This is a genomic window from Alcanivorax sp. S6407, assembly GCF_023016115.1.
Taxonomy (GTDB): domain Bacteria; phylum Pseudomonadota; class Gammaproteobacteria; order Pseudomonadales; family Alcanivoracaceae; genus Alcanivorax.
On sequence record NZ_JALKBH010000001.1, the window covers coordinates 326,500 to 339,529 of the forward strand.

Annotated in this window: 12 protein-coding genes; 8 read left to right on the plus strand and 4 right to left on the minus strand. The window is 57.2% G+C overall.

All coding sequences use genetic code 11. The features are described 5' to 3' along the window. The first annotated feature begins 60 nt into the window (after nt 1-60). From MWU49_RS01450 to rraA, 4 genes are read left to right on the plus strand one after another with little or no spacing between them, the layout of a single operon-like run. Nucleotides 61-2,358, plus strand: a complete 2,298-nt coding sequence (locus tag MWU49_RS01450; protein ID WP_246967168.1) for an MMPL family transporter — start codon at nt 61-63, stop codon at nt 2,356-2,358. Nucleotides 2,359-2,418: 60 nt separating this feature from the next. After that, a complete protein-coding gene (locus MWU49_RS01455) occupies nt 2,419-4,629 on the plus strand; it encodes a response regulator (protein WP_246967171.1) in 2,211 nt (736 codons plus the stop codon). Beyond that, nucleotides 4,629-5,324: an NAD(P)H-binding protein gene (locus MWU49_RS01460; RefSeq protein ID WP_246967175.1), complete on the plus strand. Its 696-nt coding sequence runs from the start codon at nt 4,629-4,631 to the stop codon at nt 5,322-5,324. The genes MWU49_RS01455 and MWU49_RS01460 overlap by 1 nt, the downstream gene beginning before the upstream one ends. Nucleotides 5,325-5,359: 35 nt before the next feature. Next, on the plus strand, nt 5,360-5,842 hold the full coding sequence (gene rraA / locus MWU49_RS01465; protein WP_246967179.1) for a ribonuclease E activity regulator RraA: 483 nt from the start codon (nt 5,360-5,362) through the stop codon (nt 5,840-5,842). 29 nt (nt 5,843-5,871) lie between these two features. Here the strand turns inward: rraA and MWU49_RS01470 are convergent, their stop codons facing one another. Beyond that, nucleotides 5,872-6,090 (minus strand): DUF6316 family protein, encoded by a 219-nt coding sequence (locus MWU49_RS01470; protein WP_246967183.1) that lies wholly within the window; start codon nt 6,088-6,090, stop codon nt 5,872-5,874. 233 nt (nt 6,091-6,323) lie between these two features. Between MWU49_RS01470 and MWU49_RS01475 the strand changes: the two genes are divergently transcribed. Together MWU49_RS01475 and MWU49_RS01480 are read left to right on the plus strand one after the other, a co-directional pair. Continuing rightward, entirely contained in the window at nt 6,324-6,731 is a 408-nt protein-coding gene (locus tag MWU49_RS01475; RefSeq protein WP_246967186.1) for a CBS domain-containing protein, read from the plus strand. Between the two features lie 39 nt (nt 6,732-6,770). Then, nucleotides 6,771-7,352, plus strand: a complete 582-nt coding sequence (locus MWU49_RS01480; RefSeq protein WP_246967188.1) for a DUF805 domain-containing protein — start codon at nt 6,771-6,773, stop codon at nt 7,350-7,352. Nucleotides 7,353-7,472: 120 nt separating this feature from the next. Here the strand turns inward: MWU49_RS01480 and MWU49_RS01485 are convergent, their stop codons facing one another. After that, entirely contained in the window at nt 7,473-8,453 is a 981-nt protein-coding gene (locus MWU49_RS01485; protein ID WP_246967191.1) for a malate dehydrogenase, read from the minus strand. Between the two features lie 138 nt (nt 8,454-8,591). Here MWU49_RS01485 and MWU49_RS01490 point away from each other — a divergent pair, with 138 nt between their 5' ends. Further along, the gene (locus MWU49_RS01490) at nt 8,592-9,674 is read left to right on the plus strand and encodes a geranylgeranyl reductase family protein (protein WP_246967193.1); all 1,083 of its coding nucleotides are present in this window, start codon (nt 8,592-8,594) and stop codon (nt 9,672-9,674) included. 66 nt (nt 9,675-9,740) lie between these two features. Here MWU49_RS01490 and MWU49_RS01495 read toward each other — a convergent pair whose 3' ends face one another. Beyond that, nucleotides 9,741-10,790, minus strand: coding sequence for an AraC family transcriptional regulator (locus tag MWU49_RS01495; protein WP_246967196.1), 1,050 nt, complete (start codon nt 10,788-10,790; stop codon nt 9,741-9,743). Nucleotides 10,791-10,962: 172 nt separating this feature from the next. Next, nucleotides 10,963-11,322, minus strand: coding sequence for a phasin family protein (locus MWU49_RS01500; protein WP_246967199.1), 360 nt, complete (start codon nt 11,320-11,322; stop codon nt 10,963-10,965). Between the two features lie 174 nt (nt 11,323-11,496). On the opposite strand from MWU49_RS01500, the gene MWU49_RS01505 reads away from it, so the two are divergent. Beyond that, the gene (locus tag MWU49_RS01505; RefSeq protein WP_246967203.1) at nt 11,497-13,029 is read left to right on the plus strand and encodes a carboxylesterase family protein; all 1,533 of its coding nucleotides are present in this window, start codon (nt 11,497-11,499) and stop codon (nt 13,027-13,029) included. The last annotated feature ends 1 nt before the right edge of the window (nt 13,030 follow it).

A 13,030-nucleotide genomic window follows, 5' to 3' on the forward strand; every position in this document is an offset into this window, starting at 1 on the left:
GTTTAATACAGGGTATGCAAAAAAGCGCGAAATGCGTGATCGCTAATCTAAGGGGAAGGCATGAAAGACGCTTGGAGTCGCTGGGTGGTCGCTCATCCTGTGTGGGTGCTATTGGGCTGTATCGCGTTGACGGTGGCGCTGGCCAGTGGGTTGACCAAGTTCCAGAACAATAACGATCCACGCATCTTCTTTACTGAAGACAACCCGGATTTCAAACGTTTCATTTCATTGGAAGACAGTTTCACTGCCAACGAGGTGGTGCTGTTCGTGATTCATCCCAAAGATGATGATCTGTTTACCAATGAGACCCTGACCGCCATCGAGTCCCTCACTGAGGATGCCTGGTTGTTACCCCATGCCACCCGGGTGGATTCCCTGGCAAACTTCCAGCATACCGAAGTGGAGGGCGACGAATTATACGTGGCGCCACTGGTAGAGTACGCCGATACCCTTTCCGATGAGGATCTGACCCGCATACGCGAGATCGCTGTCAATGAGCCATCGTTGGTGGGCCGAATGGTGTCCGCCAAGGGACATGTTGCCGGTATTGCTGCCACCGTGACCATGGGGGAGGGAAAAACCGAAGCCCCGGAAATTACGGCTGCAGCCCGGGAGATGGCGCGGGAATATAACCAGCGTTATCCCGATATCGAGTTCATGGTGACCGGTACCGTGGTTTTCAATCAGGCTTCCGCGGAAGCCACAGAACAGTCCATGTCCAGCACCTTGCCGCTGGCCTTCGTGATCATGTTGCTGTGTTTGTGGCTGATTCTGCGCAGTGTGATGTTTGTGGTGGTGACCGTGTTCATCATCAACTTCTCGATTGCCTCTGCCATGGGGGTGGCCATGTGGCTTGGGATCGAGTTCTCGCCCATTGTCGGCATGGCTCCGGCCATGATCCTGACACTGGCGGTGGCAGACTCGGTGCATATCCTTGCCAGTTATCGTCATGAACGGCTGGAGGGCAAGGACAAGGCAGCCAGTATTGTCGAGAGTCTGCGCATCAACCTGCAGCCGGTGTGGCTGACCAGTCTGACCACCGCCATCGGTTTTGCCATTCTCAACTTCTCCGAATCCCAGCCGTTCCGTGCACTGGGGAACGTGGTGCTGATCGGTGTGCTGCTGGCATTTCTGTTCTCTGTGGTGTTGTTGCCGGCCCTGGTGATGCTGGTGCCTCACAAGATTGAGCCGGGCAAGCAGCGGGACTTTTCTCCATTGATGGCCAGCCTGGCCAGGCATATTACTCGCCGCTACCGGTCATGGCTGATGGGGATGTCGGTGGTGGTAGTGGTGCTGATGGGCTGCATTGGCATGAACCGCATCAATGATGTGTTCAATGAGTACTTCGATGAAACCTTCGAGGTGCGTCGGGTCAATGATTTTGCCATGGCAGAACTCACCGGCATGCACCGAATCGACTATGCGGTACCGTCGGCGGATTCCGGTGGCGCCATGGAGCCGGAATACCTGCGCAATCTGGATAATCTGGTGAACTGGCTTGAGCAGCAGGATCATGTAGTTTATGCCACTGCCTACACCAACGTGATCAAGCGCCTGAACCGTGACATGCACGGCGGTGATCCGGCCTACTATCGCATTCCTGAATCCCGTGAGCTGATTTCCCAGTACACGCTGCTGTATGAGTTGTCCTTGCCGCAGGGCCTGGGCCTTGAGGATCAGCTGGATATCGATAAATCCCAGGCGCGACTGATTGTCATGCTGGAAAATATCGGTTCGCATCCGGTGCTGGAATTCAACCAGAAAGTGGAAGACTGGATGGCGGCCAACTGGCCGGATTACATGCAGACCAAGGGCACCGGCATGGATGTGTTGTTTGGCCATGTGACCATGCGCAATATTCAGAGCATGTTGTCCGGTGCCCTGATCGCCTTGATCAGTGTATCGGTGCTGCTGGTGTTGGCATTACGCTCGTTCCGCTACGGCATGCTGTCGCTGATCCCCAATCTGCTTCCGGCGGGCATGGCGTTTGGCCTGTGGGGTCTGATTAATGGTGAAATCGGTCTGGCAGTGTCGGTGGTGGCCTGTATGACGCTGGGTATCGTGGTGGACGACACTGTTCATTTCCTGAGCAAGTATGTACGGGCAAAACGCGAGCTGGGTCTCAATACAGAAAAAGCCGTGGAATACGCCCTGCGTACCGTCGGGGTGGCGCTGGTGGCGACTTCTGTGGTGCTGGTCGCCAACTTTGCCGTCATCGGCACCAGCCATTTCTACCCCAATGCCAGTATGGGCCTGCTGTCGGCGATTACCATCGCCATGGCACTGATTGTCGACTTCTTCTTTTTCGTTCCCTTGCTGGTGGCGCTGGACCGCAGACGCAAGACAATCCGGGCCTAGCCAGCCCGGGAAAGCAGTGCTAACGTAGCGCCACATAACAGGTTCTACGGAACATACACTGTGACGTACAAGAAAGATCGCAAGGTTTTAAGAAAGGTCGATTACGGGGCCGCCAAGAATTCCCTGATGGGAGTGCTGGCGGCCTTGCTGGTTTATGCGCTGGTGTTCGCCTGGGGGCAGGTGTACCAGAGTCATGAACTGGAAGCGCTGGTCGGTGGCGGAGCAGTACTGGTGGTAACTGCTTACCGTTTGTGGCTGTTTGCCCGCTTCGATGCGCTGTATGGCGCTGGTCCGGCACGCTGGAGAAAGTTGTTCGGCGTCGGGCTGGTGCTCCATGCCCTGTTGTGGGGGCTGATTCCGGCATGGCTGGCTTCCCGTGTCGGCACCGGTTTCAATTTCTTTGCCATCCTGCTCTATAACGTGGGTGTGACCACGGCACTGGGCTCCTCGTGGATGGCGGGTCTGCGTGTACGGCAGGCCTATATCGTGCTGATGTTCCTGCCCACTTTGCTGGTGCTGTTTGTGACCGGAGCCTTGCACGACTGGGTGATTGCCATCCTGATCGCCAGTTATGCGTTTTATCTGTTCCGCCTGTATCGGGGCCAGTACGAAACTTTTTGGCATGCGGTAACCCGCGAACGGCGGCTGCAATCGCAGACCAGTCAGCAGCCCACCCGGACCAATACTGAAATCCAGCTAAGCCTGGTCTATCGACTGGCCCATGAGCTTCGTACCCCGATGAATTCCCTGATGGGGATGATGTCCCTGCTGGAAGATACTCACCTGAATGACGAGCAAAAGGATTACATGCAGGTGGCCGGGCGCAGTGGCAAGCTGTTGCTTACCCTGATTGATGATGTGCTCGATTATTCCCGCATCTTGTCCGGCCGCGTCACCCTCAATTCTGAGTTTTTCGATTTTCGCAGCGCCATTGAGCAAGCCCTGGAAGCGTTTGGTCCCATGGCCCAGGCCAGCGGTCTTGAACTGACCTGTGTGATCGACAGCATGTTGCCAAAGCGGATTCGTGGTGATCGCGAACGGCTGATGCAGATTCTCAATAACTTGTTCAGCAATGCGATCAAGTTCAGCGATAGCGGTGAAATTCGTCTCGATGTGGATTTCACGGTGGAGAGTGAGGGTAATGGCGTACTGAGGGTACGGGTCAGTGATCAGGGCGCAGGCATGGATCCGGAAACGGTTCGCCATTTGTTCCTGGACCGATTCTTTGAAGACGGCCAGGACGCCTACAGCAGCAACCATACCGGTTTTGGCTTGTTGGTGTGCAAAGGCCTGGTGGACGCCATGGGTGGCCATATCAATGCCGAGAGCGTACCCGGTGAAGGCTCCACGTTCTGGTTTACCGTGCCGGTGCAGATGCAGCCGGACATGCGTGAAGCGCAAAGCCTGATTCGAGCCCTGAATGGCGCCCAGGCTGTGGTCGTGGGCGCGGCTGCCGGTACCGTGGCGTGCCTGCAGGAAGAACTGGAGGCGCTGGACTGTCAGTGTTCCTCCGCCGAGGGCTACGATCATGCCCTGCAAGCGTTACGCGCTGGACATCGAGAACAGACCGATTTTGACCTGCTGTTTGTCGATACCTGTTCGCGGCCGGAGCTGGCGCTGAACCTGTGCCGTAATGTGATGGAAGATCCTTCCTTGCGACCGGTTCGGCTGGTGCTGATGGCGACGATCGAGGAGCGTGGTCTTCCTGCGATCCAGAAAATGGTGGATCGGCATGATCTGGTGGTGTTGGTCCGTCCAGCCCACCGTTCCAGTATTCGCCATGCGCTTTCCCGTTTGCTGGGCCTGCAGCGTCAGGTGCCAGTGGGTGATGCCCCCCTGAAAACACCGGAAGAACGTCAGCGGCGTAAACGCTTTCGGGTCATGCTGGTGGAAGATAACGAAGTCAACCAGCTGGTTACCCGTGGGATGATGAGCAAGCTGGGGTATCAGGTGAAGACCGTCAGCAATGGTGAAACCGCATTGGCATTGCTTGAGCAGGAAGACTTTGACCTGGTGCTGATGGATTGCATGATGCCGGAAATGGATGGTTTCGAGGCCACCCGGCAATTACGTGACCTGGAAAAGACCCGCGGCGCAGAACGCACGCCGGTGGTGGCGATTACCGCGAATACGGCGGAAGGCGTGCAGGCGCGGTGTCTGGCGGCAGGGATGGATGATTTTCTTGCCAAACCGGTGCATCTGGATGCACTGGAAACCGTATTGCGGCGCTGGCTGCCCGAGCAGCCGGCAGAAAATAACGAGGAAGAATAATGACAAGAACTGCCTTGCTGTTGGGGGCGACCGGCCTGGTTGGCCAGCACTGCCTGCAGCAGCTTCTCGACAGTGACGAATACGAAAAAGTGACCGTCCTGTCCCGCCGTGCTGGTGAGATTGAACATGCCAAACTGAACTGGCAGGTCGTGGATCTGGACCGCATGGAAGGGTTGCAAGATCACTTTCAAGTAGATGATGTGTTCTGCTGTCTGGGTTCCACCATGAAGAAGGCGGGTTCACGACAGGCGTTTCGGCACGTGGACCATGATCTGGTGGTGCTGGCAGGACAGATGGCACGTCGTGCGGGTGTACAGCGCTTCCTGGTGGTGTCGGCCATCAATGCCAATTCCCGTTCACCGTTCTTCTACTCAAGGGTAAAGGGACAGATGGAGCGTGCATTGAAGGATCTTGAGTTGCCTCTGCTGGTGTTGGTGCAGCCCTCCCTGCTGCGCGGTCAGCGCGATGACAAGCGGCCCGCTGAAGACTGGGGTAACCTGATCAACCGCATTATCGAACCGCTGACCCGCTGGACCGATGCCCACTGGTTGCCGGTGGATGCCAGCAAGGTGGCTGAAGGCATGGTCGGTATGGCCCTGGAAGGACCGGATTCCGGTCTTTACAAACTGCGCTACCGGGATTTTCTGGTCTACTCGGGCAAGCTGCGCGAAAGACAGGCAAAAACCGGGCAATAATTTCGCCGCAATGCGGATACAACCAAGGAGTAGATATGACGTTCGTGACCTGTGATCTGTGTGATGACAATGCCGACAAGGTGTCTGTGGTGACCGGCTTCAACTGGTTCAGCTTTGGTGGCCGCAATGCCTTTGGTGGTGAAATTGTCACGGTGAAGTGCTTTGAAGATAACAGCCGGGTAAAAGAGCACCTGGGTACTGATGGCACGGGTAAGGTGTTGGTTGTGGACGGCGGTGGCAGCCTGCGTAATGCGTTGATCGGTGACATGATCGCGGAGAATGCGGTCAAGAACGGTTGGGAAGGGGTTATTATCTACGGCGCCTGTCGTGATGTGGATGCACTGGCCCAGCTGGATATCGGAGTGGTAACCCTGGGCTGCGTGCCGATTAAATCAGTACGCCGCGATGAAGGGCAGCTGAATATCGATATCGAATTCGGTGGGGTGACATTCCGTCCGGGCGAATATGTCTACGCCGACAACAACGGTATCATTACTGCACCGGTATCACTTTTGTAGGTGACACGGGGCGTAACCGGGGTGGTGACTCAGTTCGCCACCTTTGTGTCCGGCTTGAGTCCGTATCGTTCCCGCACCTGCATGTCACGCAAGTACATCATCAAGCCGGCTTCAGCATCTTCGCGGCTACTGAAAGGGCCTTCCACCGTGTTTTCACGAGTGGAAAAATACCAGTCCGGGCCTTCATTGAAGAATCGGTCGCTACGGAACCAGGTCTTCTGGTTCTGATCGTCCTCTCGGCAGTCCATGCTCTTCCCCCATGACGTTGGTGTTTGTTACTTTTTTTATATACACAAAATAGCATTTCATGATTTGATTTTTCCATAACCGTTTATCTGAATGGTACCCGGGTTCAGGTCATGTAAGGAAAGCCCAGCTACAGGTCCAAAACTTGGCTAGGACTCTGGTTTCACTGGCGTTTTCTGTTATAAAGACAGAAAGGAATCATTGGGCGAAGCCCACTTATCGGCAAGGACGTGTCATGCTCAAATCCATGTTGGTGGCGGACTATATGAGCCGCCGGGTCATTACCCTCTCTCCCGATCAATCCGTCCACGATGCCATTCGTGTACTACTCGAAAACCAGATTTCCGGTGCTCCGGTGGTCAATGAGAACGGCCAGTTGATTGGCATGTTTTCTGAGTCAGATTGCCTCAAGGGGGCATTGCAGGCCAGTTACCACGATACCGAGATTGGCACCGTCAGTGAGTACATGACTCTTGACCTGCAGACGGTGAACGGTCAGACATCCATTCTCGATGCCGCGGAAATCTTTCTCGCGGATCATCGCCGGCGCTTGCCGGTGGTCGATGACGACAAGCTGGTGGGGCAGATCAGTCGTCGTGATTTGTTGCGGGCCATGGATGATTTCAACCGTAACCCTTCCTGACCTTTTCTATTTTGATAACGATCCTTTAGGGGGATATTCATGAACCAGCCGTACCAGGCACCTGGTGCCGATGTTGCTGTATCCAGCAACGAGACCTACCAACCACAATTCCTGTCCTTGTCCGGGCGTATCGGGCGGATGCGATATTTCGTTTATGCCACCGGTCTTAGCATACTGTTTTATCTGGTCGTGGGTGTCGCAGCGGCGATACTGGTGCCGGCTTTTGCCGCAGGCAGCGAAGGCGCCATGGGCATTGTTGCCATTGTTCTGAGCATGGTGGGGCTGGCCGCCTTCATCGGCATGATGATCATATCGTGGGGCTATATGGTGCGACGGCTCAATGACATCAATGCCAGTGGCTGGCTGAGTCTGCTGATGCTGGTGCCGCTGGTGAACTTCATCCTGGCCCTGATCCTGATCTTCAAGAAGGGTAGCCAGGGCGGAAACAACTATGGTGCTGCTCCGGTGAGTAATTCCGGTGGGGTGAAAGTGGCCTTTGCGCTGATGCTGTTGTTGATGGTGGGGTATTTCGGCGTGCTGATGCCGATCACCATTGATGCCTATTCCGACTATGTACAGCGTGCCGAACAGGCACAAATGCAGTTCGAAAACTTCCAGTGATCGCTGATGCCAGCAGGCGTTGCGTGTTGCCTGTTGCGTGAAGAATGATGCGGCCGCGAAGCGGCCCACAAAAAAGGCCGATCAAATGATCGGCCTTTTTTTGTGCTTCAGCGCTACGCCTTACGGCAGCAGGTGGGAAACAGCATCACGCTCTTCCGCCAGTTCCTGCTCGGTCGCTTCCATGCGCGCACGGGAGAAGTCGTTGACTTCCAGGCCCTGAACGATAGTCCAGTCGCCGTCCTTGCAGGTGCAGGGGTAGGAGTAGATCAGGCCTTCCTGGATACCGTAGGAGCCATCGCTGTAGATGCCCATGGAAACCCAGTCACCTTCGGCAGTGCCCAGTGCCCAGGAACGCATGTGGTCCACGGCGGCGTTGGCAGCAGAAGCGGCAGAAGACGCGCCACGGGCCTTGATGATGGCGGCGCCACGCTGCTGAACTTCCGGGATGTAGGTGCCTTCGTACCAGTCCTGCTCAACCTGGTCTACCGCAACCTTGCCGTCCACTTCGCAGTGGTGCAGGTCAGGGTACTGGGTGGAGGAATGGTTGCCCCAGATGGTCATCTTCTTGATGTCGTTGACAGTTTTGCCCAGTTTGGTGGCCAGCTGCGCCATGCCACGGTTGTGGTCAAGACGGGTCATGGCAGTAAACTGGCGCGGGTTGATGTCCGGCGCGTTACGCTGGGCGATCAGGGCGTTGGTGTTGGCCGGGTTGCCGACTACCAGGACCTTGATGTCCTTGCTGGCGTTGTCGTTGATGGCTTTGCCCTGGGCAGAGAAGATTGCAGCGTTGGCTTCGAGCAGATCTTTACGCTCCATGCCCGGACCACGCGGACGCGCACCAACCAGCAGTGCATAATCAGCGTCCTTGAAGGCCACGTTGGCGTCATCGGTACCAGAAATGCCGGCAACCAGCGGGAATGCGCAGTCTTCCAGCTCCATGATGACGCCCTTCAGGGCTTCCAGAGCGGGGGTGATTTCGAGCAGCTGCAGGATAACGGGCTGGTCTTTGCCGAGCATATCGCCGGAAGCGATGCGGAACAGCAGGGAATAGCTGATTTGGCCAGCGGCGCCGGTAACGGCTACGCGTACGGGTGCTTTCATGAACAATCTCCTAGCTTTAATTCGGGAGAGGTGGCAGAACGATGAACCTCTGAACCATGCCGTGCATGGGTCAGAGGTCCGAACGGCGCGCATTATAAAGGAGCCGGCGACTAATCGCACGAACTCCTAAGGAGGAATATGAATACCTGGGATGTAGTGGTAGTAGGGGCAGGGCAAGCGGGGAGTGCTGCGGCCTGGGATCTGGCCGCTGCCGGACAGCGGGTACTGGTACTGGCAAGAACGGCCGGGGCGGGCAAGCCCTGTGCGGGTGGAGTCACGCTGAAAACCCTAAACCGCTACCGCTTTTCCATTGCGCCACTGGCACGAGAGACTGTGGACACCCTCTATGTCAGCCGTTTCCCCCACCAGGAAAGTGCGCTCAAGGCGCCTGCTCCATTCTGCGTGATGACCGAGCGCAGCGAACTGGATCGCTATTGCCTGGATCAGGCCCGGGAACAGGGTGCCGTGTTCGAGCAGACCCGGGGGATCGAGTCGGTTCGGCAGGACGAGAACGGCGTGATGGTCACGACCCGCGAAGGAAAACAGTATCGGGCGGGATACCTTGTCGCCGCTGATGGCGCCAACAGCAAGGTGCGCCATTTGCTGGGGGAAACCTCCTGGAAAGGGGCCATGGCTATCGAGGGACACATTGACCGCGCCGACCTGAAGCACTATCCGGGTATGACGCTGGATTTTCAGGCGATCAAGGGCGGCTACGGCTGGCTGTTCCCCAAGGGGGATCACATTAATGTGGGGCTGTATATCTGGAAGCATGGCCTGGCACCCACCGATCGCAAGGCCCTGGACCAGTATTGTCTGCAGCGTCTGGGGGTCAAGCCACACAAGGTTTCCGGCTTTCCGCTGGGTACCTGGCTGCCGCAGGCACGATTGCAACAGGGGCGGATCCTGTTTGCCGGTGATGCGGCCGGCTGTAGCGAGGCCTTGCTGGGTGAGGGGATTTACGGCGCCGTATTGAGTGGCCAGCTGGTGGCTGAAGCCTTGCTGGCGGGCAAACCTGAAAAATACCGGGATTCACTGCAGGACTGGCGCGAGGAGCTGGTCAAGGTAAAGCAGCTTTCCGCGCTGTTCTATGGCCTGCTACCGGTTTCTGTGCCGATCCTGAAAGGTACATTGGGAGAGACCCTGGTGGACGGGTTTTCCCGCGGTTACACCCTTGGACAGTGCAAACGCCGCTGGCGCGGGGCCACCAGTCTGGCCTAATGCCAGGGCCACGCTGGTGGGCGTGCATATGCTGGTGCGCTGTGAGGTTAGGTTATGTCCGGCAATTCACAGTGGCGGTGGCGCCTCATGGCCCTGTTCCCGGTAGCTTACCGGGGTAATCCCGAACCAGCGCTTGAATGCCCGGTTGAAAGCGCTTTGCTCGGAGTAGCCCAGGTCCAGGGCGATCTGGTTCACTGATCGCTGGCTGTGCAGTAACCAGTCACAGGCCAGGCGGCGGCGTTCCTCTTCCAGCAAGCTGGAAAAGTCGGTGTTTTCGGCTCGAAGTTGTCGTCTCAGTGTCCAGGGTTTGACACCGAGTTCATCCGCAATAGGCTCCAGTTGCGGCACCCCATGCTGAAAGCACTTCTGGATTTCCAGACGGATCTGGTCGAGCAGATTGTCACGGGCGTGATACTGGGTGACGGCCCGTTGCATGCGCGAGCGTGCAAGCTTGTGGACATCCGGGTCAGCGTCGCGAAGGGGCAGATCCAGTAACTGGTTGCTGAGTACGATGGCATTCTCTGCCTGCTCGAATAACACCGGACAGTTGAAGATACGCTGATACTCCTGCGCATCTCCCTGGGGTGGGTGGCGAAAACGAATTTGCTCTGGATTGTGGTTCTGCCCGAGAATCCAGCGGCCGAAAGTAATGGCGGCGGCAAAATTGGCATCGATGCGCATGGGGTAGGTGGGCAGCAACTCCATATCGCTGTCCCAGATCAACCACAGGTTGTCATCCTGCCACTCGAAACGCATGGCGGCGTATTCGGTGGTGACTTTCATGAAAGGGATCATCAACTCGATGGCATCGCGCAGGGTGGCACTGGACATACTGGCGTAGCCCAGTTCGCCCATGAAGCGTGGGCGGATGGCCTCGCCCATGTGCAGACCGAACAGCGGGTCGTTGCTGTGTTTTAGGGCCAGCCGGATCAACTGATCCTCAATCGTCATGGCGATGCGGGACTGTGGATTCTCCAGGTCGTCATTGCTGACACCCAGATCCACCAGTGCAGCGCTGAGATCCACACCAGCGCGCAGGGCGGCATCCAGCAGGAATTCCAGCCAGAAAGGGGCCACGGTTCGTTGTTGCAGCAGTGTTGAATGACTGGGGGGCATGTGCTCGTGATTTGTTGTTATCTCGAGCAGTAGATAACGAGAGCGGGGCGCTCAAGTCAACCGTTCTAATGGGCCGATCGGCAGGAAGGCGGGGAGGGAGAAGCACCATGGGCCGATTTGATGGCTACCCATTGGGCCCTCCGGCTCCCCACGCCAATCCTTGCCAGCTGAATTACTTGCTGTCTTTTGCCAGCTTGTTGACCTTGCGGGTCAGGGTGTTCAGCTTCTTGTTCAGGGCTTCCACTTCGCTCTGGGTGGGCAGGCCCAGAGCGCTGGCCAGTTTGCTGCGCAGCTCGTCCAGCGCGGATACCTTGTCGGCCGCCTTCTTTGCGGTAGTCTTGGCGCTCTTGGCCAGTTCCTGCTGACGCTTCTCGCCGGTCTTTACCAGACTGTCGAACAGCTCGGTGCTGGATTGTTCAACACGCTTGGCCGCACCACGCAGGGCATTGCTGACTTTTTCCGCAGCAGCACGGGTTTCCGCATTGATCTGCTCGTAGCGCTCATTGAACTGGGTCATAACAGTGTTGCTCATTGGAGAATCCCTCCTTAGATTGATTGGCTGCCATGTGAGCAATGGCAAGGCAAGTGTAGGTCAGGCTTCAGGGCCGGGATTGGTTGTTGTAGAACAATAAAACATGAGTTGGATTCAGTTACGAATCAGTAACAAAAGCGCTATTTCTCATTCACTTTCTACCAGGGAGACCTCATGACAGCAGTGATTCGTCAGGGGCAGTATCAAGGCCTTCAGCACAAGGGAGTTTGGGAATACCGGGGTGTCCCGTTTGCCCAGGCTCCGCTGGGGGAGCGTCGGTTCAAGGCTCCCGAACCGCTGCCGGAAGGCAAGGAGCATTATTGGGCAGATCAGTTCCCGCTGGCCTCCTTGCAAATGAACAATCCCATCATGGGCGTGAATGAATCCAGCCAGGACTGCCTGTATCTGAATATCTGGCGTCCTGAGGGGGAGGGGCCGTTTCCCGTCATGGTCTGGTTTCATGGCGGTGGCTATCTCTCCGGCTCCATTTCCCAGGTGTTGTACAACGGTGCAGAGCTGGCCCGTACCCAGCAGGTTGTAGTGGTAAATGCCGCCTATCGTCTGGGGGCATTGGGCTTTGCTGACTTTTCCGCGGTGGCGCCGGAACTGCAGGCGGTCACCAATGCCGGTTTGCGCGATCAGGTGGCGGCGCTGGAATGGGTGGCCGAAAACATTGTCGCCTTCTCAGGCGACCCCGATGCCGTGACCATTTTCGGCGAATCTGCCGGGGGCTTCAGTGTCTGTTCGCTATTGGCCTGTCCCGCTGCCAGCCCCCTGTTTCACGGAGCCATTGTGCAATCCGGGGCTGCGGATTTTGCCCTCAGCCATGAGGAGGCCAACAAGGTGGCCAGCGCCATGGTGGCTGCCTTGCCGGGGGAGGGCAGTGCCGCAGAGCGCCTGCAGAGCTGTTCTGACAAGGACTGGATCAGGGCTCAGAATGCTTCGATCAAGGTGCTGGTGAATCGTGGCCTGCGTGATACCACACCGCAATTTGCGATGAATTTCCTGCCGGTAGTAGATGGCGATCTGCTGCCTGAATTACCCATCGATGCCATAGCGGCGGGTGCTGCGCGAGACAAGCGCCTGCTGGCGGGGGTCTGTGCCGATGAGTACACCTTTTTCCAGTACGGCGGTGTGCTGGCCGGGCAAACCACCATGGAAGCCCTGCGCGAGATTGATGATGCGGAATTGCTGCGCCGTTTTGAAAGAGGGCTTCCGGGCCATGGAGAGGCGGCTGATTGTTACTACCGGGACACGGTGACACCGGATCCACAACGAACCGAGCTGGATCGCCTCTCTGCCATGGAATCTGATCGCCTGTTCAGGGTACCGACCCTGCGTTTGCTGGATGCCCAGGCAAATCAGAACCCGGCCTGTTGGGGTTTCCAGTTCACCTGGCCGAGTGCGCCATTCGGGGTGCCGCTGGGTGCCTGTCATGTCGTGGATATTCCCTTCGTGTTCGGGGTTACCGACACCCCCGCGGGGGTGTATTTCACCGGAGGCGGAGACGATGCCCGGGCTCTCTCTGAACAGGTAATGAATGTCTGGGGTCGATTCGCTCATGGTGATGCGCCGGACTGGCCCGCCTGGAGGGAGGGCCGACAGGTCCAACAATTCGGTCCGGGAGACTCACTGGTGAGCCTGCTTGATGCGCAGGGTGAAGCGCTGTGGGAAGCCATTATCCCTGTCCCGGCAACCGCCCGCTGAC

Bases quoted from the DNA above. Each gene is read 5' to 3' on its own strand.
- MWU49_RS01480 (WP_246967188.1), top strand. From the start codon at position 6,771: ATGAACCAGCCGTACCAGGCACCTGGTGCCGATGTTGCTGTATCCAGC.
- MWU49_RS01505 (WP_246967203.1), top strand. From the start codon at position 11,497: ATGACAGCAGTGATTCGTCAGGGGCAGTATCAAGGCCTTCAGCACAAG.
- MWU49_RS01500 (WP_246967199.1), bottom strand. From the start codon at position 11,322: ATGAGCAACACTGTTATGACCCAGTTCAATGAGCGCTACGAGCAGATC.
- MWU49_RS01460 (WP_246967175.1), top strand. From the start codon at position 4,629: ATGACAAGAACTGCCTTGCTGTTGGGGGCGACCGGCCTGGTTGGCCAG.
- MWU49_RS01475 (WP_246967186.1), top strand. From the start codon at position 6,324: ATGCTCAAATCCATGTTGGTGGCGGACTATATGAGCCGCCGGGTCATT.
- MWU49_RS01495 (WP_246967196.1), bottom strand. From the start codon at position 10,790: ATGCCCCCCAGTCATTCAACACTGCTGCAACAACGAACCGTGGCCCCT.
- MWU49_RS01450 (WP_246967168.1), top strand. From the start codon at position 61: ATGAAAGACGCTTGGAGTCGCTGGGTGGTCGCTCATCCTGTGTGGGTG.
- MWU49_RS01485 (WP_246967191.1), bottom strand. From the start codon at position 8,453: ATGAAAGCACCCGTACGCGTAGCCGTTACCGGCGCCGCTGGCCAAATC.
- MWU49_RS01490 (WP_246967193.1), top strand. From the start codon at position 8,592: ATGAATACCTGGGATGTAGTGGTAGTAGGGGCAGGGCAAGCGGGGAGT.
- rraA (WP_246967179.1), top strand. From the start codon at position 5,360: ATGACGTTCGTGACCTGTGATCTGTGTGATGACAATGCCGACAAGGTG.
- MWU49_RS01470 (WP_246967183.1), bottom strand. From the start codon at position 6,090: ATGGACTGCCGAGAGGACGATCAGAACCAGAAGACCTGGTTCCGTAGC.